Genomic DNA, 24,019 nt, shown 5'->3' with positions numbered 1-24,019 from the left:
ATGGCGATCATGCAGGCACGGATGTCGGGGTTGGGTGGCAAGCGAAACATGGGGACCGTGCCGGCACGAGTGCGCCCGAATTGGCGTCCGACGCCATTGTCCCAGGCCGTGACGGCGCTGTTGATCGCAGGCAGCGCCAGCGGGGCGGCGCAGGCGCAGCAACGGGCGTTCAGCCCGGGCTGGTTCTCCGACAAGAACGCGGTGCAATCGACGGCGCAGCGTACGGGCCGCATGCCCGACGGCAGCTTGGCCGGCATCGGCAGCAGCGCGCGCCAACAGGCGCAGTCGCGGCAGCAGTTGCAGCGGTCGCTGGAAAACCTGAACCGAACGGCTGCCGCCGTCGCGGCGCAACAGGCCGCCCAGGCGGCGGCGCGCGCGGCCGCGGCAGCCGCCAACGGTGGCAACGTGCCGGACGGGCTGGTTGAAGGCGGGCTGTGGGCCGCGACGGGCGAGAAGGCCAAATGGGAAGGCGCCAAGGCTGCCAAGCCCAGCGTCGAGAACGGCCGCCAGATCGTCACCATTGAACAGACGCAGTCGCGGGCGATCCTGAACTGGGACAGCTTCAACGTCGGGCGCAACACCACGGTGCAGTTCAAGCAGGGCGCGGACGACGCGGTGCTGAACCGGGTGGTGGGCGCATCGGTCAAGCCCAGCCAGATCCAGGGCGCGATCAAGGCCGACGGCACCGTGATGGTGGTGAACCAGAACGGGGTCATCTTCACCGGCACCAGTCAGGTGAATGCGCGCAACCTGGTGGCCGCCGCCGCCACAATCACCGACGCGCAATTCCGCGACAAGGGCCTGTACGCCGACAACGGCGCGCAGCCGACGTTCCAGGACGCGCTGGGCAAGGTCGACGTGCAAGCGGGCGCAATGATCCGGACCGCCGCGCCCGGCACGTCCACCACCAGCGGCGGCTATGTGCTGTTGCTGGGCAAGGAAACCGCCAACGCGGGCACTATCGACACGCCCTCGGGCCAGGCGCTGCTGGCCGCCGGCGACAATTTCGTGATCAAGCGCGGGATGGGCACGTCGGGCAATCTCACGTCTACCACGAAGGGCAATGAAGTCAGCGTTGCCGGCACGCCCGGCCGCGTGGTGAATACGGGCTTGATCCAGGCGTCGCTGGGGGATGTGACGTTGACCGGCGGCGACGTGGTGCAGGGCGGCGTGGCGCTGTCCAGCACCTCGGTCGATACGCGCGGCACCGTGCATCTGAACGCCACGGGCGGGAGCGGCAAGATCACCCTGGCGGAAGCGAGCACGACGGCCATTCTGCTGGACCGCAGCGGCGCGCTGGCGCTGGACAGTCAGCGCGACGGCCTGCGGGCGCCGGTCATCGCCGCGTCGGAGTCGACATGGGCGCCGGGCGGTAGCGACCGGCGCGAGTTGTCGCGCGTGGAGATCAACAGTTCGGGCACGGTGGATTTTGCGTCGGGCTCCATCACCTTGGCGACCGGCGGGCAGATCGCCGTGCAGGCAGCCCAACGCAGCCTGCTGCGTGACGGCGCGGTGCTGGACGTGGCGGGCGCGGTGGGCGTGCCCGTGGCCATGGAGAACAACAGCGTCAAGATCAACGTACAGGGCAATGAGCAGCGCGACGCGGCGGTCAACCGCGACAGCGGCAAGCTGAATAACAGCGACATCTGGGTGGATGCGCGCGAACTGGTCCTGGTGCCGGCAGGCACCAACGGCTACGCCACCGACCGCTGGTACACGGCAGGTGGCCTGCTGGAAGTCAGCGGCTATCTGGGCACCCAGGGCCACGCCGTCAACGAGTGGATGGCGCAGGGCGGCAACGTCGAGTTCACGGGCGGTGAAGTGGTCACGCGCGCCGGGTCACAGATCAATGTATCGGGCGGCACGCTGGATGTGCAGGACGGCATGGTCAGACAGAGCTGGCTGCGCGGCGTGGACGGACGGCTCTACGAGGTGTCGCGCGCGCCGGGCGATCTGGCGTACACGGGCTTGTACAGGGGCTACGAGGCGAAATCCGAACGCTGGGGCCAGACCCGCTATTTCTACAACCCCCTGCTTGCCCCGAAGGAACGCTTTGAAACCGGCTACACGGTGGGGCGTGACGCGGGCAGGCTGCTTATCGGCACGAAAAGCGCGGTGCTGGAAGGCGACCTGATCGGGCAGACCTATCAGGGCGAGCGCCAGAACGCGGCGCCGCAGCCGGCGCTGGACGGCTACCAGCAATCGCAACGCGCGGCGGCGCGCGGTGCGCAGTTGGTGGTGGGCACCTATACGCCTTACTACAACAAGGCCACCGGCTCGATGTCGTACGCGCTGGGGAAGTCCGAAAACACCATTCAGCAGGTGCTGCTGTCTGAGCGGGTGGACGCCATTGCGGATGGGCTGGACCTGAACACCGCGCTGCCTGAAGACCGGGCGGGCATCCTGCATCTGGATACCACGCGCTTGAATGCGTCCAACCTGGGCGCCATCAAGATCGCCGCCAACGACATCGCCGTGCAATCCGATCTGGGCGTGGCGGCGGGGGGCGACATCACCTTGTTCGCGAACAAGGTATCCGTGGATGCCACGCTGACTGCACGCGCGGGCAGCATCCGCCTGGGCAATGTGCTGAACCAGGCCTCGCCCACGGGCATGGCCGACACCACCACCGGAGCCAGTGCGGACGGCGCCCAGCCCACGCTGGCGCTGAGCGCGCGGCTGGACGCCAGGGGGCAATTCAGCAACCTGGCCATGTCGCCCGAGCAGATCGGCGCCATGCCTTACTTGAACGGCGGCACGGTCGCGCTGCGTAGCAGCGGCGACATACTGCTGGACGCCGGCAGCGTCATCGACGTGAGTTCGGGCGCGGTGCTGCGCAAAAACGGGCGCGTGACGGGCGGCAAGGGCGGCAATACCACCGTGGAGCTGGTGGCCGGCGGCACGCAAGAGGGCCGACTGAGCCTGGGCGCCGAGCTGCGCGGCTATGGCGTGGAAGGCGGCGGCACCCTGGCCGTGACGGGAGACAAGATCGTGCTGGGGCGCGCGTCCGGCGATGCCGACGAGCGCGTGCTGACGCTGGACGCGCCGTTCTTTCAGCAAGGCTATTCGCGCTACGAGCTCACAGGCGCCAACGGCGTGACGGTGGCCGACGGCGCGCGTATCGATGTGCTGATGCCGGTGTACCGCCCGGTCGACGGCGCGGCCGGCCTGCCGACGGGCGCGGACCCCGCGTCGGCGCTGCAAACGTGGTTGCCGCCCGTCTATCAGCATGACGTGGTCGCGGCAACGGTAACGCAGCGCAAGGGCGCCAGCCTGTCGCTGCAAAGCGGCCGCAACCTTGCCGCGACCGGCGCGAATGTGGACGCCGCGCTGATCGTCGGGCAAGGCGCGCAACTGAACGTGGACCCGGGACAATCGATCCAGATGCGCGGGGCGGGGCAGATTACCGTGCTGGGCGCCTTGACGGCGGCGGGCGGCAAGATCGATATCCGCCAACTGCGCGTGGGTGACGTGGATGTGGCCGAGTCCCTGGAAGTCGTGCAAGGCGAGGTCCACGACCGCTCTATCTGGATCGGCGAGCAGGCCGTGCTGAACGTGGCCGGCCGCTCGGAAACGGGCGTGGATGCGCAGGGCCGCCTCTTCGGCGTGGCGGACGCGGGCGGCGTCATCGTGCTGGGCGGCGAGATCGACCATGACCGCGCGACGGCGACCTCATCCGACCTGTATGTCATCGTGCGTCCGGGCGCCGTCTTGGACGCCTCCGGGGCAAGCACGACCGTGGATGTGAATGGTGTAGGCCCGGTGCGGCTGGACCGCGACGGTGGGCGAATCTCGCTCAGTTCCTACAACGGGCTGCATCTGGACGGCACGTTCATCGCACGCGCGGGTGGCGCGAGCGCGGCGGGCGGCGCGCTGGATATCGCGCTTGAGACGCCGCTGTACCGCACCTGGGGCGAGGGCCTGGCGGGCGAGGCCGTGCAGGTGCCACGCGAAATGGTGCTGGCGGCGGGCGCGGGAAAGCCGCTTGCCGCAGGCCTGACGCCGGGCGAAGCCGACGACGGCTTGCGTTACGGCCAGGCGCGTCTGGATCCGTCGCGGCTGTTGGCCGGCGGGGGCTTCGATCACCTGGGGCTGTTGTCCAACGGCCTGATGTCGTTTGACGGTGACGTCAACGTGGCGGTGGGACAAAGCCTGCGCTTGTACGCAGGCGCATTTTCGCTGGCGCCGCAGGGGGATGCGCTGGCCGGTATGCAAACCCACGCACCGGCCCAGGTCAACCTGGCAGCGTCCTATGTACGGCTGTCGGGTCCGGGAGAATACGCAGCCTCCAATGGCATGATCCGGCCGCGCGTCCTGTTCGGCGACGCGCAGGACGTGGGTGAGGGCACGTTCACGGTGCGCGCGGGCCGCTTGCTGGAAGTGGGCAACAGCCTGTCCTTCGGCACGCAAGGCACGATCAACCGCAGCGTGGGTGGCGTGCTGTCGGTGGCGCGTAGCGGCTTTGACCGGGTGACGCTGGACAGCGCGGGTGATCTGCGCTTTCTGGCCCACAACGACAACGAACCGCGCACACGCCTGTGGACGCGCGGCGATCTGGACCTGATCGCCGCGCAGATCTACCCGGGCACGGGCGTTGAGGCCGAGGTGCTGGCGGGCTTTACGCGTCGGCCAGACGGTACGCAGGTGTTCGACCCGGACCGCAGCTTGCGGATTGCGCGCCATGAAGGCACGACGGGCGCCTTGCCCGCTATGCCCTATTCGGCATTCGGCTCCTTGCGTTTGGCGGCGGCAACCGTGGAACAGGGCGGCGTGTTGCGCGCACCGCTGGGCGCGATCACGCTGGGCGACCTGAGCGAGCGGATGGACACGCAGGGCCTGAGCTTGTTGCCGGGCAGCGTTACCTCGGTCAGCGGTGCCGGCCTGGTCATGCCTTATGGCGGCACGACGGATGGCGTGTCGTACAAGTTCAACGGCGCGGATGTGTCCTTGGTCGGGGTGGGCGGCGCGTCAGGCTTGGATGGCGGCGCCATGCTGCGCACCGGCATCACCTTGGGGTTCCGCGACGTGGACGCGCAGCCGGGGTCCGTATTGGATCTATCGGGGGGCGGCGAACTCACGGGCGCGGGTTTTGTGTCGGGCCGAGGCGGCTCCACCGATGCGCGCTATGCGCCGTTGGTCCGCATGAATCCCGATGGCGGCTTCACCCTGCCGGGGCTGGCCAACAACCCGGTCTACGCCATCGTGCCCGGCGCGCAGCCGGTGGTGGCGCCGGTGGGCGGCGAGGCGGGGGCCTCCACGCCCGGCGTTGGCCAGCAGATCACGCTGGGCGCGGGTGTGCCGGGCCTGCCGGCCGGCACCTATACCTTGATGCCGTCCACCTATGCCTTGCTACCCGGCGCGTTCCGGGTCGAGATCAACGGCGGCGCTTCAGCAGGCGCGGCGCTTGCGCCGATGCAGATGCGCAATCAATCCTGGGCGGCCAGCGGCACCTTGTCGACCGCGGGCACGAACGTGGTGAACAGCCTGGCCAGCGCGGTGATCCTGACGCCGGGCAAGGTGCTGCGCACGCTGTCGCAGTACAACGAAATGAGCTACGCCAGCTTTGTCGCCGCGGACGCCGTGACGCGCGGCGTGCCGCGTGCGATGCTGCCGGCCGACGCCCGCACCTTGCGGCTGGCGATCCATCCGGGTTCCACGGACGGGCAGGCGCTGAGTGTTGAAGGGCTGGCGAATTTCACTGCCGCGAAGGGCGGCTTCGGCGGCGCCGTGGCGCTCAATGGCGGCAGCTCGACGGTAGAGATACTGGCGGCGGGCCAGGCCCCCACGGCAGGGTTCGAGGGCTCGTCGGTGCAGGCGGATGCCTTGAACGCGCTGGGCGCCAGCCGTTTGGTCGTCGGCGCGCTGCCGGTAGTGTGGTACGGGTCGGGCGGCCGCTTCTATACCTTCCAGGCGTCCGCCAATCAGGTTGTGCTGCGCGCGGGCGCGCAATTGACGGGGCCGGAAGTGCTGATCTCGTCGCGCACGATCGAACTTGAAGCCGGCGCGGGCATATCCACGCTGGGCGCTGGCGCGCCGTCGGTGGATTCCAGCAACGGCTATGCCTTCCAGCCACGCACCGCCAGTTTGCTTGCGGTGTCCAATGGCCGTCTGGATGTGCTGGCGCCGGACGCGCTGGGCGCGGGCGCCATCCGCATCGGCACCTGCGCGGCGCAGCCCTGCCAGGGCGTGACCCGCCTGTATTCCGAGGGCACCATCGCCGCCGCCACCAATGGCGTATTCGATCTGGGCGAACAGGTGCGCTACGGCACCCGCAACCTGGCCCTGGCAGTGGGCGCGGTGAATGTCGGTACGACCGAGGCGCTGACGCAAGCCGCCGCGCGCGGCGTCTTGCCCAACGGCCTGACGCTGAACCAGGACATCCTGGGCCGCCTGCTGCGCGGTGACACCAGCATGGGCGCACCGGCGCTGGAAACCCTGACGCTGACCGCGCGCGATGCCCTTAACTTCTATGGCACGGTGGCGCTGGACACGCGCGATCCCCTGACCGGCAAGTACAGTCTGGCCACGCTGGCGCTGGGCACGCCGGCCATCTATGGCTACGGCGACGCGGGCGACGAGGCCAGCATCCGCACGCAGAATCTGGTCTGGAATGGGGCAACCCAAGCGCCTGGCGCGGTGGCGGCGGGCGGGGCCGGAACGGGCCAGGGCACGCTGCGCATCGATGCCGAACGGATTGAGTTCGGTTATGGGCAAGGGGCGCAACCCAACGGGCTGGAAGACAACGCCAGGCTGGCGCTGGGCTTTTCCAGCGTCAATCTGAATGCCAGTGACCGCATCACCGCCAACCACCGGGGCAGCTTGTCGGTGTACGAATCGCAGGGCGCGTTCGACAGCGCCACGGGCCGCTACGCCTACGTGGGCGGCAACCTCAACTTGAACGCGCCGTTGCTGACCGGCGGGGCGGGTTCCGTCAACCGCATGACGGCGGGTGGCGATGTGCGGGTGACGGGCGCGCCGGGTTTGCCGGCGTTGCAAGCCGCGGCGGTGCAGGACCTGGGCGCGGAAATCAGCCTGGCCGGGGCGAATGTTCGGGTCGATGGCCGGATCGTGCTGCCCAGCGGCAAGCTGACATTGGAAGGCCGCGACAGCGTGTTGCTGACGTCGGCCTCGCAGTTGGACGTGTCGGGCCGGGCCATCGCCTTCAACGACGTGCTGCGCTATAGCTGGGGCGGCGACGTCATTCTGGCAAGCAGCCAGGGCAGCATCCGGCAGGAAGGCGGATCGCTGATCGATCTGTCGGCGCAGCAGAACAATGCGGGCAATCTGCGGGCCGACGCGCTGTCGGCCTCGGCCGGCGTGGTGGACCTGCAAGGCCGCATCCTGGGCACAAGTTCGGGCGCCTATGATGCGGGCGGCACGGCCGTGCCCTACCGCGCGGGCAGCATCGATATCAGCGCGCAGCGTCTGGGCGCGCCGGGTGCCTTGAACGCGGATTTCGACACGCTGAATCAGCGCCTGAACGACGGCGGCGTCACCGGCGCGCGCAGTTTCCAGATCAAGCAAGGCAGCCTGACGCTGGGCGATACGCTGCGCGCCAACGACATCAACCTGTCGATCGACGGCGGCAGCCTGACCGTGGCCGGCCGGGTGGACGCCAGCGGCGAGCGCGTGGGCCGAATCCGCCTGGCCGCGCGTGATGGCCTGACCCTGGCGTCGAATGCGGTGCTGGACGCGCATGGAACCGTGCTGCGCGTGGATAGCTACGGCAAGATCATTGACGCGCCCAATCGCGCGGTGGTGCAACTGAATTCGGGTCGCGGCGTGCTGACGCTTGCCAGTGGCGCGCGCATGGATTTGCGCCACGGCACGGCGGCCACGCGTGGAACGGGCGCGGGGCAGCACGACGGTGTGTCGCGCGGCACCCTGGACCTGTTTGCGCCGCGCATAGACGCCGCCGGCAATGCGGCCAACAACGGCAGCGGGGTGGTGGGTTCCGCCGCCACTTATGGCGACATCGCCATCGAGGCGCGCGGCCCGGTCACGATAGCCGGCGCCAAGGCCATCTCGCTGATCGCCACCCAACGCTATGACGACGCCCGGGATGGCGTTGCCGCCGATCGCACGAGCGGCCGCGAATATCAGATCATTGACCAGGCGTACCTGGACACGCTGCACGGCGACAGCGCAACGTTCATCGGCCACGCGCTGGCCAACGGCTATCTCTTGAATACCAAGCTGGCCGGCTTGAACAACGCCACCTACCGCGATGTCTTCCATCTGCGGCCTGGCGTGGAAATCGTCAGCAAGACGGGCGATGGCGATCTGGTCGTGCAAGGTGACCTGGACCTGTCCCGCTATCGCTACGCCAGCCTGAATCCGCACTCGGCCATGACTTCCGTCTATGGCTCGGGCGAAGCGGGCGCGCTGACGCTGCGCGCCAAGGGCAACCTGGACGTCTACGGCAGTATCAACGACGGCTTTGCGCCGCCCTCGGCCACGCCGGATGACGAGAATGGCTGGATCCTGACGCCGGGCGCGCAAGCGTTCGGGGGCGATGTGGTGTTGCCGCGTGGCGGTGTGGAACTGGCCGAGGGCACGGAATTTCCGGGCGGCAAGACGCTGAACTACGCCTTGCCCTTGCAAGCCACCACGCTGGCCGCGGGCACCCGCCTGCCGGTCGAGGCCGCGCTGAACCAGGAACTGTCGCTGGCCGCCGGCATGGTGCTGTCGGGCGACGTGCGCGATGCCTCCGGGCAGTTGCTGTACGCCGCCGGCAGCATTCTTGACCAAGCGGTGAACTTGCCCGTCGGCACGCGCTTGGGCGCGGGCACGATGCTCACGGCCGGCACGGCGCTGCAGGCGTTCACGTGGCCGGCCAACGTGGCCCTGCCCAATCTCTACACGACGCAAGGCTATGAGCGCAACGTGTTGTTGATGGCGGGCACCATCACGCTCAAGCAGGGCGCGCTGATCCCGTCGCAGACCAAGCTGGTGTTCCCTGAAGGGGTCGACTATGTTGAGCTGCGCCCGGGCACGGCGGCGGATCAGCGGCGCAACTGGGCGGTGGCCCAGATGCTGCCGGCCGGTAGTCAGTCGTGGTCGATGCAGTTGGTGGCGGGCGCGGACCTGGACGCGGCGGATCCGCTGCGCGTCGTACGCGGACCGGACGCGGGCAAGCTGACGCTGGCCGATACCCACTACAACGCCAGCCTGGTCAAGGGCGCAAGCCTGGTCTGGGGGCCTGACGCCGGCCCGTCCGGCTTTGAACCCGGCACACCGGTGCCGGAAGATCTGCTGTGGCTGTGCGACGCGGTCGAAGGCTTGTGCATGCCGCCTCCGCGCTTTACGTGGGGGCCGGACAACTGGTTCGGATATCCCGCCGGCACGCCGGTGGCCGAGGCGGATATCGGACTATGCGAGCTGTCGGCCGATCAGTGCATCGAGAACAAGGCATCGACGTCGGTGGTGACGCATACGCAGAATTTCAGCGTGTTGCGCACGGGTACGGGCGACCTGGATCTGGCGGCGGGCGGCGACTTCAGCCTGATGTCGGCCTATGGCGTCTACACGGCCGGCACGCAAGCGGCAAACGTGGATGCCGCCTTCCAATTGCCCCGTGGCCGTTACGAGACCACGGTGCTGGGCGACGCTCACTCGACCACGTATGAACCCTTCGTGTCCGCCGGCGCCGGGTATCAGGCGTGGTACCCGGAAGCAGGCGGCAACCTGAGCCTGTACACGGGTGGCGCCTTGCGCGGCGATGTGTGGGGCAAGACCACGGGCGGCAATTTCGAGGCGCGCGTCATAGATCCCAGCGTGGGTATCGGCAACTGGTTGTGGCGCCAAGGTACCGGCAGCGCCAATGGCGGCGATACGCCTACTGCGTGGTGGATCAACTTCGGCAGCTACACGCGCGCGCCCTCGGCGTTCAAGGACAACACGCCGCTGTTAGTGGGCTTCACCGGCTTCGGGGCATTGGGCGGCGGCAACGTCAGCCTGCGCGTGGACGGCGACGCGGGCAACATCGAGTCGCGCGGATCCATCAACAATCCGCGCAGCCAGGGCCTGATCGTGGCCGTGGGCAGCACCGGCCGCATTGCGGGCGACGGAGGCATGACGTTGACGGGGGGCGGCGATATCGACATCCGTGTCGGAGGCGGCTTGAACCCGACGCAAAGCGCGCGCGGTCTGGTGTCCTCGACCGTGGGGCCAACCCCCTATTACGGCGAACCCGCGCTGGACTTGCAGGGCGCGCTGATCAACCTGCGCGGCCATGCCCAATTGGCGGGCGGCGCGGTGGGCGGGCTGGATCTGCAATACGGCAACGAAGCCCGCGAGCAAGACGTGAAGGAAAGCCGTGGCTACGACCCCTACGTGTCCACGATGGCCAGCGCCACGGGCGGCCTGGTGCTGATTCCGGGCGACGCGGTGATCCGCCTGGATACGCGCGGAGACCTCGTGGTAAGCGGCGCCAGCGATCCGGGTCGTGTCGTCTTGCCCAACAGCACGCCTTATCGCATGCCGGACGGCACTATGCGCACGGGCGGCGGCTATAGCTGGTTCTCGATGTGGACGGAGAATACGGCCATTGAGCTGTCCAGCGCGGGCGGCAACCTGACGCCCAGCCGGCAGACCTCGCATAGCGCGCAGGGTCTGGCGGTGCAGGCGGGGCGCAACACCTCGCCGTCCGACGGGCGCTATCTGTACCCGTCGATTCTGCGCGCCACGGCCTATGACGGCAGTATTTATGCGGGCGTGTCGGCGGGATACCTGAACAACGAAGCAACGGGCCTGCCGTATTCGCTGACGCTGGCGCCGGGTGCGCGCGGGCAACTGGAAATGCTGGCGGGGGATTCCATCTACGCGGGCGGCTACGCCATCAACCGCTCGGGAGCCGACCCGGCCAGCGTCGCCAACGTGTTGGCGCCGGCCTTTGCTGGTTACTTGTCCGAGGCCAATACGAATGTGGCCTTGAGCAACCAGGGGGCCAATGGCCTGGCCGGCGACCGGTACACCCATTTCCCCTTGTTCTACTTCAACGCGCTGACCGCCAGCACGGCGGGTTCCAATGACGTGACGCGCTTTTATGCCCGCAATGGCGACATCGTCGGGCTGCGCACGGGCGAGGCGCTGTCCATCACGCAGGGCCCGAACCTGGGCCAAACCTGGTATGAGGCATCGGGCCCCGTCTGGATGCTGGCGGGCCGCGACATCGTGGCCTCGGGCACGAACACGGGGACGTCGACCGACGTACCCTCAACCAATGGCATGAACTTTGGCGCAAGCGGGACGTCGGTGACCTCGACCGGCAACCTGTTCCTGCATCGCGACGCGCTGGATGTGTCGCGGGTGTCGGCGGGTCGCGACATCCTGTACAGCTCGTTCCAGGTGGCGGGCCCCGGCGCACTGGAAGTGTCGGCCGGCCGTCACGTGCTGATGGCGGACAAGGCTTCCATCACGAGCCTGGGCGCGGTGATGCCGGGCGACCAACGTCCTGGCGCGTCGATCGCCGTGTTGGCGGGCGTGGGCGCCAAGGGGCCGGACTACGCGGCGTTCCTGGCGCGCTATCTGGACCCGGCCATGGCGGCCGACCCCAGCCGCCCGTTGGTGGACCAGGGCCTGGCCTTCAAGACCTACGAAGCCGAATTGCTGTTGTGGATGACGCAACGCTATGGCTTTGCCGGCAGCACGGACGACGCGCGCGCGGCCTTTGCCGCCTTGCCCGCCGAACAGCAACGGATCTTTGCGCGGCAGGTTTATTTTGCCGAGCTGCGTTCCGGCGGACGCGAATACAACGACCTGGCCAGCCCGCGCAACGGCAGCTATCTGCGTGGCCGCCAGGCAATCGCCGCGCTGTTCCCGGAAACCGCGCCGGGCGCCTACGAGGGGGACATCACGCTGTACGGCGCGGCGGGCATCCGCAGCACCTTCGGCGGCGACATCCAGTTGCTGACGCCGGGCGGGCAGCAGGTGTTCGGCGTGGAAGGCGTGGCGCCGCCCGCCACCGCCGGCATCATCACGCAGGGCGAGGGCAACATCCAGTTGTACGCACAGGGCAGCATCCTGCTGGGTCAGAGCCGAGTGATGACGACCTTCGGCGGGGGGATTACCGCGTGGTCGGCGCAAGGCGATATCAACGCGGGCCGGGGCTCGAAGACGACCGTGCTGTACACGCCGCCCAAGCGCGTCTACGACGCCGTCGGCAACGTGACCCTGTCGCCCAACGCGCCCAGCACCGGCGCGGGCATCGCCACGCTGGCGCCGCTGCCGGAAGTGCCGGCGGGCGATGTGGACCTGTACGCGCCGCTGGGCACGATTGACGCGGGCGAGGCCGGCATCCGCGTATCGGGCAACGTGAACATCGCGGCCTTGCAAGTGGTGAACGCGGCCAACATCCAGGCGCAGGGCGATAGCGCGGGCGTGCCGGTAACGGCCGGGGTCAACACCGGTGCGCTGTCGTCGGCCAGCGCGGCGGCAAGCTCGGCAGTCAATGCGGCGCAGGATTCCGCCCAGCGCGCGCAGGCCGAGGCGCGTCAGAACCAACCTTCGGTGATCAACGTGCAGATCCTGGGGTATGGGGAAGAGCCGGTGGCGGGCGCCACGCCGGTTGTGCCGTCGGCGGGTGCGGCTTCGGTTGCGCCGAAGTATGACGCGGCCAGCGCGGTGCAGGTGTTGGGGGCGGGGGCGTTGGACGCCGGCGAGACGGCATCGTTGACGGCGGAGGAGCGGCGCAAGCTGATGCTGTGAAGAGGGGGGGCGGGGGCGGAACCGGGGCGTGAGGAACGCGATGGTTTTGAACCGGGGCGGAGACGTGCAGGCGGCGGTTGATGGGTTGCGCGCGTTCGGCGCCGGGGTTCTTGCCGTGGGGTTTGCGCGCTTCACCCATCCTACGCATGCGCTTTACCCATCCTGCGTATGGGCGGCCAGTTGCTACTGGCCGCTTTTTTTTTGTTGCGCCGCTGGCGCCGTCATGTGGCGTCGCCAGAATCCCCGCGAGACCGTTCGGCCCGGTCGACGCCCGGTTTTTTTTCGTGAAGTTTTTCTTACAACGCGCGGTCTTGGGCCTGCCAGTACGTCTAGTAACAAGCAGAAGTTGTAGACGCGGGGTTGTGGGCGAAAACCGTAACGGGATTGTCGCGATGCGCGCTGCACGGTAGCGGCCGGTACCAGACCGGTTTTCACACAAGGAACTGAGTGCATCGCTATGCATGATTTCGAAAGTAGGGGCCGCGCGTTGCGCGCCATCTTGCGCCGCGCGCCGCAGGCGCTTGTGCTGATCGTCGCGATGAACGCGGCCTGGGCGCAGGGCGCGGCCGGGGCTGACGCCACCTCCGGCCGCCGCGTGAATATCAATGAGTACATCGTGCGCGGCAACACCGTGCTTGAAGCCCGTGACATCGAGCGCGCCGTCTATCCCTATCTGGGACCGGACCGCTCCCTGGCCGACATTGAATCGGCGCGCGAAGCCTTGCAGACGATCTATCAGGACAAGGGCTACCAGTCGGTCTACGTGGACTTGCCCGAACAGCAGGTGGCCGACGGCATCGTCTTCCTGCAGGTGTCGGAAACCAAGGTCGGCCGCGTGCGAGTGGTGGGGGCGCAGCACTATTCGCCCCTGGCGATCCGCGACGATGTGCCCGCGTTGCAGGAAGGGCAGGTGCCCAACTTCAATCGCGCGCAGGCCGAGCTGACGCAACTGAACAAGGGCGCCAGCCGCCAGGTGGTGCCGCTGGTGAAGGAAGGGCGCATCCCCGGCACGATGGATGTGGACCTGAAGGTGGAAGACAAGAGCCCCTGGCACGCCAGCCTGGGCCTGAACAATGATTACAGCGCCGACACCTCGCGCCTGCGCAGCACGGCATCGCTGGGCTATGACAACCTGTGGCAACTGGGCCATTCCGTCAGCCTGACCTTCTTCACCGCCCCGCAGGAAACCGACAACGCCAAGGTGTGGTCGGGCTCGTACTCCATGCCGCTGACGCCGCGCTGGGGCCTGCAATTCTCGGGCTACAAGAGCGACAGCAACGTCGCCACCATCGGCGGCACCAACGTGCTGGGCAAGGGCTATTCTTTCGGGCTTTCCGCCATCTACACGATGGACCCGCAAGGCGACTGGAGCAATTCGTTGTCCATCGGCCTGGACTACAAGAAGTTCGATGAGTCGACCCGCTTCGGCGACAACGAAGACCAGATCCCCATCAAGTACCTGCCGTTCACGCTGGCCTACAACGGCTACCGCTATTCCGAGTCATCGCAAAGCAGCCTGGGCTTGTCGGTGGTGGGCGCCAGCGGCTCCTTCTTCAACCAGGGCAGCGACTGGCAGGAGTTTGACGACAAGCGCTATCAGGCCAGCCCCAGCTTTGCCTTGCTGCGCGGCGACGGCACGCACACGCAGAACCTTTTCGGCGACTGGCAATTGGGCCTGCGCGGCTCGTTCCAGCTGGCCTCGGGCGCGCTGGTGTCCAACGAGCAATTCTCGGCCGGCGGCGCGACCAGTGTGCGCGGCTACCTGGCCGCCGAACGCACGGGCGACGACGGCGTGCTGGCTTCGGTCGAATGGCGCACGCCGTCATTGGCTCGCTGGCTGGGCGCGAACGTCAATGAATGGCGCTTCTACGCCTTTGCCGACGCCGCCACTTTGCGCTTGCGTGACCCGCTGCCCGAGCAGGACGCCAGCTATTCACTGGCCAGCCTGGGCCTGGGCACCCGCCTGCAAGTGCTGGATTGGTTGTCCGGCTCGCTGGACTGGGGCTACCCGCTCAAGGACGGCCCCAATACCCGCAAACACGATCCCCGTCTGAACTTCAGCGTCCGCGCCAACTTCTGAGCGCACGCGCTTACCCCATTCACCCCCGGAGTCTTACTCATGCAACGCCTATTGATGCTCCTGCTAACCGTGCTGGCCGGCGTACTGCCGTCCGCCGCCAACGCCTGGTGGCAACCAGACTGGCAGTACCGCAAGCAAATCACCGTCGACAGCACCGCGCAAGGCATGCCGCTGGGCGGCCCCGCCGGCCGCACGCCGCTGCTGGTGCGCCTGCATACGGGCAACTTCACCTTCGATGGCATCAACGAGAAGGGCGCCGACATCCGTTTTGTGGCGGCCGACGACCAGACCGTGCTGAACCACCAGTTGGAATCGTTCGACCCCTTGCTGGGGATGGCGCTGGTGTGGGTGGATGTGCCGGAAGTGGCCGACGGCCAGCGTCAGGACATCTGGATGTACTACGGCAACCAGAAGGCGCCCGCCTCGGCCAACGGCCAACTGAGTTTCGACCCCAACTACACCCTGGTCTACCACTTTGACGGCGCGGCCGGCGCGCCGCCCCGCGACACCACGGCCTACAGCAACCACGGCCAGACGCCGACCGCTGCGATGGTGGACGGCGTCATCGGCCGCGCCGCGCAGTTCACGGGCGCCGCGCCGCTGATGCTGCCGGCCAGCCCCTCATTGGCCATTCCCGCCGCGGGCGCCTTCACGTTCAGCGCCTGGGTGCGTGCCGACCAACCGGCCGGCGAACAACTGATCTACGCGCGTCGCGACGCCGGCAACGCCTTGCTGATCGGCATCAACCAGGGCGTGCCCTTTGTGGAAGTGAACGGCCAGCGCAGCCAGCCCGGCCAACCGCTGACGCCCGCCGCCTGGCAGCACCTTGCCGTAACGGCCGATGGCAGCCAGGTTCACCTGTATGTGAATGGCCGCGCTACCGCATCCTTGGCGGCCAGCCTGCCGCCGCTTGGCACTACCGCCGCGCTGGGCGGCGACGTGCCGACGCCGCCGGTGTCCGCCGCAACCCCCGCGCCCCCCGCGGCGGACGGCACGACGCCCGTCGAAGCCGCTCCGGCGCCGCAGCCGACGTACGCGCCGTTCGTGGGTGCGATTGACGAAGTGCGCCTGTCCAAGGTTGCGCGTCCCGCCGCGCTGATCTACGCCGACGCGGCCTCGCAAGGCGCCGAGTCGCGCCTGGTGGCCTACGGCGCCGATGAAGAGCAATCCGGTTTTGGCTTTGGCGGACTGGGCTTTCTGCTTAACGCCGTGCCGATCGACGCCTGGATCATCATTGGCGTGCTGGTGCTGATGATGGTGCAGTCCTGGATCATCATGTTCAAGAAGAGCCGCAACGTGGCTCGCGTGGCGCGCGCCAACGAATCGTTCCGCGAGGCCTTCGCCACGGTCGGCCAGCGCCTGGAATTGCTGGCGGACGACAAGGCGCTGGCCACGCGCGTTGAGCAGGCCTCGCTGTGGCGCCTGTACCGCGTCGCCATCAACGAGATCCGCACGCGCCGCGCGCAGGGCGCCGACACCACGTCGATTTCCACGGCCACCATCGAAGCCATACGCGCGTCGATGGATGCCGTGCGCACCAAGGAAAACCTGGCGCTGGGTTCGAAGCTGGGTTCGCTGTCAAACGCCATTGCGGGCGGCCCCTACATCGGCCTGCTGGGCACGGTGCTGGGCATCATGGTGGTGTTCCTGGGCACGGCCATGGCGGGTGACGTCAACATCAACGCCATCGCGCCCGGCATGGCGGCCGCCTTGCTGGCCACCGCGATGGGCCTGTTTGTCGCGATCCCCGCGCTGTTTGGCTACAACCGTCTGGTGTCGCGCAACAAGGAAGTCAGCGCCGACATGCGCGTGTTCGTCGATGAGTTCGTCACGCGCCTGGCCGAAGTGCACGGCGAAACGCAAGCGCAGGAAGCCGCCCATCAGCAGGCAGTGCGCGCCCCGGCGGCCAGCCGCCCGGCCGTGCGCGACGTGCAACCCGCGTCCGCCGAAGCGTAAGGAGCAGCCATGGCTTCCGTATCCACCTCCCAGGACGATGATGACGACGCGCCCGTCGACGGCATCAACATCACGCCGCTGGTCGACGTGCTGATGGTCGTGCTGGTCATGTTCATTCTGACGGCCACCGCACAGATCGCCGGCATCAAGGTCAACCTGCCCAAGGCCAGTTCCACCGTGGCCTTGTCGCAGCCGAAAACCAAGGCGATCTCCGTCAACGACGCCGGCCAGGTTTTCCTGGACGCTTACCCGGTTACCTTGCCCGAGCTGGAAGACCGGCTGCGCACGGAGAAGGCACTGAACCCCGACTTCCCGGTCATTGTGCGCGGCGACGCCGCCGTGCAGTACCAGAAGGTCGTGGAAGTGCTGGATCTGTTGCGCCGCCTGGAACTTGCACAGGTCGGCCTGGTTACCGGCAAGCCGCAATAGAGGCCGGAACCGACGTCATGCCGCAACATGCATCCGATTCTTCGCGCGATCCGCATCCGGCGCGCCGCTGGCTGAAGCTGGCGGCCGTGGTGGTGGCGGCGATCGTGGCGGCCTACGCGCTTTGGCGCTGGGCCAACGATATGTCCGGCGTCCGGCGCGATGCGCCCAAGGTCACGGCCATCATCCCGCTGCCGCCGCCTCCGCCGCCGCCACCCGAGCCCGAGAAGCCGCCGGAACCCGAGCAGCCCAAGGAAGAGCCCGTGGCCACGCCCGAGCCCGAACCGCAGCCCACGCCCGAACCGCCCAAGCCGCAGGACGAGGCGCCGCCGCGCCCGGCCGACGACCTGGCCAACCCGATGCAGATCGACGGCGACGCCCAAGCCGGCGGCGACGCCTTCAACATCGGCGCGGGGCAGGGCAAGGGCATGTCGGGCGGGGGAGGGGGCCGCGCGGGCAACGCCACCTATAGCCAATACCTGGCCTATGCGCTGCAGAAGATCCTGCGCGAAGACGAACGCACTCGCAATCTGACTTTCCGCCTGCAAGCCAACATCTGGCTCACGGCGTCGGGCCAGGTCACCCGCGTTGAATTGACCCGTGGCAGCGGCGACGCCGACGTCGACGCCCGCGTGATCGCCGCGCTGCGCGCCGTGCCGGGCCTGGACGAACGCCCGCCGGCCTCGGCCAGCATGCCCATCCGTGCCTCGCTGACTGGCCGCCGCCCGTCTTGATGTCTCACATTGAATTGATCCTGGAGTGACAAGAGCATGAAGTTCCCATTGAACCGGTTGGCGGCATCGCTGGCGCTGGCCGTGGCGGGCGCCGCCTCGCTGCCGGCGCACAGCGCGCCCGCGCCGTCCGAGAACGCCACCATCAACCTGATCCGCCTGCTGGTGCAGCAAGGCGTGCTCAAGCCCGAACAGGCCAACGCGCTGGTGGCGCAGGCCGAGGCCGAAGCCCAGGCCGCGCGCAACGCTCCGCCCGCCGACCGCGGCGCCGCCGTGGCGCAAGCGGGCGACGTGCGCGTGCCCTACATTCCGCAGACCGTGCGTGACCAGATTCGCGACGAGGTCAAGGCTGAAGTCATGGTGCAGGCCAAGGAAGAGAACTGGGCGCAGCCCAATACCTTCCCGGATTGGGTGTCGCGCATCACCGTGGAAGGCGACGTTCGCGTGCGCGACGAATCGCGCTTCTACAACGGCGGCAACAGCAACGAGATTGTCAATTTCGCCAAGCTCAACGCCAACGGGCCGTACGACGTCAACCAGAACACCAACGGCGGCTATCCGCCCATGCTGAACACGCGCGAAGACCGCCGCAACCAGTTGCGCATCCGTGCCCGTCTTGGGGTGCGCGCCGATATTTCCGAAGCCTGGACGGCGGGCATTCGGCTGGCCACCGGCAGCGACGACAGCCCGGTATCCACCTCGCAGACGCTGGGCGGCGGCATGGGCAAGAAGGAAATCTGGCTTGACCAGGCCTACCTGACCTATCGTCCCGCCACGTGGGCCACGGTAACCGGCGGCCGCATCGCCAACCCGTTCGAATCCACCGATACGCTGTTCTCCAACGATCTGAATTTCGACGGTATCGCGGCCATTTTCAAGCAGCCTCTGCAAGGCCGCGATGTGACCTTGTTCGGCACGCTGGGCGCGTTTGCGACCGAGTACGCGAACAACGGCTGGAATGCGTCTTCCATGACGGAAGGCGCAAGCGAAAACAAGTGGCTGCTGGGCGCGCAGGTGGGCGCCGACTGGAAGGTCAATAACCAGAACAGCCTGCGCGGCGCGCTGGCGTACTACCACTTCGACAACATCGCCGGCAAGCGCTCAAGCGCGTGCTCGCCGTGGGCGGGCGACGAAAACTGCGACACCGACTGGTCGCGGCCCGCCTTCATGCAAAAGGGCAACACGCTGTTCCTCTTGCGTAACATTGCCCCCAACCCGCTCGACCCGGCCAACACGCCGCAGCCGCAATACGTGGGCCTGGCTTCGAAGTTTGACTTGCTGGACTTGAACCTGCGTTGGGATACCCGCGTGTTCGATGGGCTGGGCCTGCGCGTGAACGGCAACTTCATCCACAACCTGGCCTACAGCAAGGGCAAGATGGCGAGCCGCTCGCAGGGCTATATCGTCAACAACTTCGACGACAACGGCAACGTCGAAAGCGGCCCCAACGCCTGGATGCTGCAAGCCACGTTGGGCCGTTCGTATGACCTGAAAGAGAAGGGCGACTGGCTGGCCTTCGTTGGCTACAAGTACATCCAGCCGGATGCGCTGCCCGATGCCTTCAACGATTCGTCGTTCCACCAGGGCGGCACCAACGCGCGCGGCTACTACATCGGCGCGGGCTATGCCTTCGAGAAGAACGTGTATGGCGTGTTCCGCTGGATGAGCACCAAGGAGATCTATGGTGAACCCCTGGCCATCGACACCATGCAGTTCGAAATCAATGCCAGGTTCTAAGGCCATGGACATGCACATCGTATGGGATGCATCCCGCCATTTCCCCACGGCCGGGCGCGGCCGGCGCCTGGCCGCCGCCGTGGCGCTGTGCGCGGCAGGCCTCAGCCTGTCTGGCGGCGCCCAGGCCGAAACCATGGAAGAGCGCCTGCGCGCCCAGTTGCGCAGCACCACGCAGCAGTTGCAGCAGCTGCAAAGCGAGCAGGCGCAGATCAACGCGGCCAAGGCGGCCACCCAAGCGCAGCTTGACGCCGCGCAGAAGGAGCTGGAGTCGCTGCGCGCGCAGTTGGCCAAGAGCCGTGGGCAGGCCGAAAAGCTGGCGGCGCAGCAAGACGCGCTGACGGAAAGCGCCCAGGCCCAAGTGGCCGCCAGCCATGCGCAACTGGGCAAGTTCAAGGGCGCCTACGACGAACTGTTGACCCTGGCGCGCACCAAGGAAACGGAGCGCGTGGCGCTGGCCCGCAACCTGGCGCAGCGCGAGGAAGAGGTCAAGGTGTGCCTGGCGAAGAACCGCGAGATGTACCAGGCCGGCAAAGACATTCTGAATGCCTATGAACGCATCAGCACGGGCGACATTCTGGCGCTCAAACAACCGTTCGCGGGCAAGGCGCGCGTGCAGTTCGAAGAGCAGGCGCAGGCCTACGGCGACAAGCTCTACGACGCGCAAGCGCCCCAGAGTCAAGCGCCCCAAAGTCAAGCGCCCCAAAGTCAAGCGCCCCAGAGTCAAGCCGCTGCAACGTCCAGGCCGTAGCCTTCCCCGATTGCCCCCTCCTTATTCCTGGAAATATGAAATGACCGAATCGAACCTGATTCTTGATGTGAACGCCGAACGCCTGCAAGCCCTGCTGCAATCCGTTGGCTACCGCGTGACGCTGTCCGAGCAGAACGGCATGGTGCAACTGTTGAGCGCCAGCCAGGGCGTGGGCTTTGCCGCCCGCATGGGCAACCCGGCCCAGCAGGAAGGCCATTATCTGGACTACACGCTGAGCTGCGCGTTGCGTGTGCAAGGGGACCTGCCGGCCGGTCTGGCCGACCGATGGAACGTGGAAAAGCGCTTTGCCCGCCTGTCGGTGCAGGGTGTGTTCCTGGTGCTGGAACTGGACGTGATCGTGGCCGGCGGCGTGTCGGAATCTTACTTGCGCGCCACGACCGAACTGTGGGACCGCTTGCTGCAAGAGTTTCTGTTGTTCTTGCGCGCGAATGCGTCGGCCGAGCACGGCGAGGCGGCGCAAGCTGAGGCGCAGGCCGAACAGCACACCGAACAGCAAGCCCAGCAGCAAGCCGACGAGGCCGACGCAGCCGAGACAACGGCGGCGGCGTAACGCGGCTTGCCTGGCAAAGGGTGCGATCCATGACCAAGACTCTGACTTCCAACAAGCAACTGCGCGTGACGGCTGCCGTGCTGCTTATCGCCGTGCTGGCGGGCGCGGTGGCGTTGATGCGCGGCAACGATGCCCAAAGCAGCGAGCCCGCTCCGGCACTGGCCAAAGCCGTGCCGTCCGCCGCGCCCGTCGCCTCACCGCCCGTTGCTTCACCGCCCGTTACTTCACCGCCCGGCGCCACGGCGACCAAGGTCGCGGCGGCGGCTCCGGCTCCCCAAGTGCCGGCCATCGCCACCTTGGGCGCCGTGCGTGTCGAACGCGATGAACTGATGCGCCAATTGCAGGCCTTGCCGCCGCAGGCGCGTCAGCAATTGCAGGACAACCGCGCGGGCCTGGACCAGTGGCTGCGCGGGCGTCTGGCCGAGAAGGCGCTGATCGAGCAGGCGCGCGCGCAGGGCTGGCAGGACAAGCCCGAGATCAAACAGGCAGTCCAGGCTGCGCAGGAACGCATCGTGGTGCAAAGCTATCTGGAATCCGTCAGCCGCGCACCGGACGATTATCCCGGCGACGCGGAGCTGCAAGCGGCTTACGAACGCGCCAAACCGCAACTGACCGAGCCGGCGCAGTACCGCGTCAGCCAGATTTTCCTGCCCGCGCCGTTGGGTGATGCCGATGCGGTGGCGGCGGCGCGTAAGCAGGCGCTGGACCTGGCCAAGCGGGCGCAGGCGCCCAAGGCCGACTTCGCGGCGCTGGCGCAGGCCAATTCACGCGACGAGACCACGCGCGCGCAGGGCGGCGATATCGGCTATGTGCCGTTGACGCAGTTGACGCCGGAAATGCGTCCGGTGGTGCAGCAGATGAAAGCGGGCGACGTGTCCGCCCCGGTGCAGTCTGCCGCCGGTTTCCACATCCTGAAGCTGGCGGCGCAGCGGCCGGCCAGCGTGACACCGTTCGACCAAGTCAGGCCGGCGCTGCGTGCCGCCCTGCGTAACCAACGTCAGGAACTGGCCGCGCGGGCCTATATGGAGGGTTTGCTGAATGCCGGAACCGTCAGCATCGATGGCGCTGCCCTCAATGCCGCGTTTGAACAAAACGCGGTTACCCAGGCCAGCGCGCCGTCCGTTGCCCGCGCCCCGTGACGCGGCAAGCGCCGTCACGCTGGCGCTGGACGAACGCCTGACGCGGGTGCTGGGCCACGCGCAGCCGCCCGCCAGCTTGCGAGGCGCGGCGGTGTTATTGCAGGCGCTGCGCCAGGCGTTCCCGGATGATCTTGCGCGCTGGTTTCCGTTGATGCCTGCGGGCATGCCACAGGGAATGCCGGGAATTCCAGAATCCGCGGCCGCGCAGTCACCGCCCGCGTGGGGGCTGGACCTGGCCGACCTGCGGGTGTTGCATCGCGCGATCCGCGTGGTGTGGTTGGCCGAGCTGGTGTTCGGCGACCGTGAACAGGCGGTTCGCTGGCTTGGCACACCCAAGCGGCGGCTGCTTGGACGGGTACCGTTGCGGGTGTGCCAGCACGGGCGCTATGCCGCCCTGATCGAAGAATGGCTAGTGGATATTGACGAAGGAAACGGCCCATGATTGCGCTGTGGCGCTTGAGCAATGCCCAGGACCTGCAGCCGCGCGCGCGGCCGGCGGGCCGTTGGCACGAGGCGGGCGCCCCGGTGACCGTGTTGGACGCAAGCCCGGCCGCCGCGGTGCTCGCGCGACTGGCGTTGGCCGAGGTGGCGCATCCAGGCGCCTTGCCACGCGATTACCGGCTGCTGGAGGTACGGGCGCCCGGCCGCGCGGTGGGCGTGGCCGAGCCACCGCTGCATTGGCAGACCGATCTGCGCGCCACGCGGGCCGTGGGCGACGCCTGGCTGGCGGGCGGTGACACCCTGCTGCTGCGCGTGCCGACCGCCACGGGCGGCGTCCAGTACTTGATGAACACTACGCATCCACAAATGGGGCAATGCACGGTCGTGTCATCGGTGGCCTATCCCTACGCGCCGCACCTCGGCGGCGTTGTCCGCGCGGTGCGGGACGGCGCCGCCTGGCTGGCCGCGGCATGCGAGGGCGCCACGGCGGACTAGAATGTGGCGCAGCCGGCCGCTTGCCGGCATGCAACCTTAAGTTCCTGTCAGGAGCCCGCCGTATGACCGCCATTTCCGCTGCCCCCACGCCCGGCGCAGCGTTGCCCGCCTTCACCGCGCAGGTGGACGTCATTTCCATCCAATCCCAAGTCGTCTACGGCTATGTCGGCAACAACGCCGCCATGCCGATCTTCCGCCGCGCGGGCCTGCGCGCCATCGCCGTGCCCACGGTGGTGCTGAGCAACACGCCGCACTATCCCACGCTGCATGGCGGCGCGGTGCCCTTGGACTGGTTCGCCGGTTTGTTGAAGGGGTTGGACGAGCGCGGCGTGACCCGCGTGGCGCGCGCCGTGGTCTGCGGGTATCTGGGGCAGCCGGGGCAGGCGGACCTGCTGGCAAGCTGGCTGCCGGCCTTGCGCGCCGCGCGGCCTGACGTGCGCGTGCATATCGACCCCGTGATGGGCGACCGCAACGACGGCTTGTATGTGGACGCGGGCCTGGTCGCGCAATACCGCAGCTTGCTGGTGCCGCTGGCCGACGGCATGACGCCAAACCACTTTGAACTTGAAATGCTGGTGGGCCGGCCATTGGCGACGATGGACGAGGTGGCGGCGGCGGCGCGTGAACTGATCGCGCTGGGGCCGCAATGGATTGTGGTGACCAGCGCCGCGCCGATGGCAGCGGAACCGGGCGCCTTGCAGTTGGCGGTGGTCACGCGCGACACGCTCAACGTTGTGACGCATCCGGAAATCGCCATCCCGCCGTCGGTGCATGGCACCGGCGACGTGTTCATGGCCAGCCTGACGGCCAGGCTGTTGACCGGGCAGGACCTGCTTGAGGCTGCGCGCGAGGCGGCGGCGCAAGTCACGGCCACCTTGCAGCGCACGCGCGAGCTGGGCTGGGAAGAGCTGGCGGTGGAAGGCTAGGCCAGCTCTCAGCCAAAATCAGCAACCCAAGCGCGCCCCGGTCTTGACGCGGGGCGTGCCA

The 24,019-nt window shown here is 67.8% G+C and carries 12 protein-coding genes; all 12 read left to right on the top strand.

Going from position 1 to position 24,019, the window contains the following annotated elements; translation table 11 throughout:
- The 12 genes from CVS48_RS25475 (at nt 1) to pdxK (ending at nt 23,958) form a co-directional block, all read left to right on the top strand.
- Nucleotides 1-12,708, top strand: a complete 12,708-nt coding sequence (locus CVS48_RS25475; RefSeq protein ID WP_100856880.1) for a filamentous haemagglutinin family protein — start codon at nt 1-3, stop codon at nt 12,706-12,708.
- Nucleotides 12,709-13,165: 457 nt separating this feature from the next.
- Nucleotides 13,166-14,788: a ShlB/FhaC/HecB family hemolysin secretion/activation protein gene (locus CVS48_RS25470; protein ID WP_100856879.1), complete on the top strand. Its 1,623-nt coding sequence runs from the start codon at nt 13,166-13,168 to the stop codon at nt 14,786-14,788.
- A 39-nt stretch (nt 14,789-14,827) separates the two neighbouring features.
- A complete protein-coding gene (locus CVS48_RS25465; protein ID WP_100856878.1) occupies nt 14,828-16,744 on the top strand; it encodes a DUF2341 domain-containing protein in 1,917 nt (638 codons plus the stop codon).
- Between the two features lie 9 nt (nt 16,745-16,753).
- Nucleotides 16,754-17,173 carry an ExbD/TolR family protein gene (locus CVS48_RS25460; RefSeq protein WP_100856877.1) on the top strand — a complete coding sequence of 140 codons (420 nt, stop codon included), beginning with the start codon at nt 16,754-16,756 and terminating at the stop codon, nt 17,171-17,173.
- A 17-nt stretch (nt 17,174-17,190) separates the two neighbouring features.
- On the top strand, nt 17,191-17,904 hold the full coding sequence (locus CVS48_RS25455; protein WP_100856876.1) for a TonB C-terminal domain-containing protein: 714 nt from the start codon (nt 17,191-17,193) through the stop codon (nt 17,902-17,904).
- A gap of 36 nt (nt 17,905-17,940) precedes the next feature.
- Nucleotides 17,941-19,638 (top strand): putative porin, encoded by a 1,698-nt coding sequence (locus CVS48_RS25450; protein ID WP_100856875.1) that lies wholly within the window; start codon nt 17,941-17,943, stop codon nt 19,636-19,638.
- 10 nt (nt 19,639-19,648) lie between these two features.
- A complete protein-coding gene (locus CVS48_RS25445) occupies nt 19,649-20,386 on the top strand; it encodes a DNA repair protein (RefSeq protein ID WP_242001159.1) in 738 nt (245 codons plus the stop codon).
- Between the two features lie 40 nt (nt 20,387-20,426).
- Nucleotides 20,427-20,957 (top strand): YbjN domain-containing protein, encoded by a 531-nt coding sequence (locus tag CVS48_RS25440; RefSeq protein ID WP_100856874.1) that lies wholly within the window; start codon nt 20,427-20,429, stop codon nt 20,955-20,957.
- A gap of 29 nt (nt 20,958-20,986) precedes the next feature.
- The gene (locus tag CVS48_RS25435; protein WP_100856873.1) at nt 20,987-22,096 is read left to right on the top strand and encodes a peptidylprolyl isomerase; all 1,110 of its coding nucleotides are present in this window, start codon (nt 20,987-20,989) and stop codon (nt 22,094-22,096) included.
- Nucleotides 22,080-22,538, top strand: a complete 459-nt coding sequence (locus CVS48_RS25430; RefSeq protein ID WP_242001160.1) for an MbcA/ParS/Xre antitoxin family protein — start codon at nt 22,080-22,082, stop codon at nt 22,536-22,538. Before CVS48_RS25435 ends, CVS48_RS25430 begins: the two co-directional genes overlap by 17 nt.
- Complete coding sequence (locus tag CVS48_RS25425; RefSeq protein ID WP_100856871.1) at nt 22,535-23,032, top strand: RES family NAD+ phosphorylase; 498 nt, start codon at nt 22,535-22,537, stop codon at nt 23,030-23,032. Before CVS48_RS25430 ends, CVS48_RS25425 begins: the two co-directional genes overlap by 4 nt.
- A 62-nt stretch (nt 23,033-23,094) precedes the next feature.
- Nucleotides 23,095-23,958: a pyridoxine/pyridoxal/pyridoxamine kinase gene (gene pdxK, locus CVS48_RS25420; RefSeq protein WP_100856870.1), complete on the top strand. Its 864-nt coding sequence runs from the start codon at nt 23,095-23,097 to the stop codon at nt 23,956-23,958.
- The last annotated feature ends 61 nt before the right edge of the window (nt 23,959-24,019 follow it).

This window comes from Achromobacter spanius (genome assembly GCF_002812705.1).
GTDB classification, from domain to species: Bacteria; Pseudomonadota; Gammaproteobacteria; order Burkholderiales; family Burkholderiaceae_B; genus Achromobacter; species Achromobacter spanius.
Note: the sequence above shows the minus strand (reverse complement) of the source record. Positions and strands in the feature narration are given on the sequence as shown.

What these genes read in the sequence shown, in the direction of transcription:
- CVS48_RS25475 (WP_100856880.1), top strand. Translation starts at nt 1, where the DNA reads ATGGCGATCATGCAGGCACGGATGTCGGGGTTGGGTGGCAAGCGAAAC.
- CVS48_RS25470 (WP_100856879.1), top strand. Translation starts at nt 13,166, where the DNA reads ATGCATGATTTCGAAAGTAGGGGCCGCGCGTTGCGCGCCATCTTGCGC.
- CVS48_RS25465 (WP_100856878.1), top strand. Translation starts at nt 14,828, where the DNA reads ATGCAACGCCTATTGATGCTCCTGCTAACCGTGCTGGCCGGCGTACTG.
- CVS48_RS25460 (WP_100856877.1), top strand. Translation starts at nt 16,754, where the DNA reads ATGGCTTCCGTATCCACCTCCCAGGACGATGATGACGACGCGCCCGTC.
- CVS48_RS25455 (WP_100856876.1), top strand. Translation starts at nt 17,191, where the DNA reads ATGCCGCAACATGCATCCGATTCTTCGCGCGATCCGCATCCGGCGCGC.
- CVS48_RS25450 (WP_100856875.1), top strand. Translation starts at nt 17,941, where the DNA reads ATGAAGTTCCCATTGAACCGGTTGGCGGCATCGCTGGCGCTGGCCGTG.
- CVS48_RS25445 (WP_242001159.1), top strand. Translation starts at nt 19,649, where the DNA reads ATGCACATCGTATGGGATGCATCCCGCCATTTCCCCACGGCCGGGCGC.
- CVS48_RS25440 (WP_100856874.1), top strand. Translation starts at nt 20,427, where the DNA reads ATGACCGAATCGAACCTGATTCTTGATGTGAACGCCGAACGCCTGCAA.
- CVS48_RS25435 (WP_100856873.1), top strand. Translation starts at nt 20,987, where the DNA reads ATGACCAAGACTCTGACTTCCAACAAGCAACTGCGCGTGACGGCTGCC.
- CVS48_RS25425 (WP_100856871.1), top strand. Translation starts at nt 22,535, where the DNA reads ATGATTGCGCTGTGGCGCTTGAGCAATGCCCAGGACCTGCAGCCGCGC.
- pdxK (WP_100856870.1), top strand. Translation starts at nt 23,095, where the DNA reads ATGACCGCCATTTCCGCTGCCCCCACGCCCGGCGCAGCGTTGCCCGCC.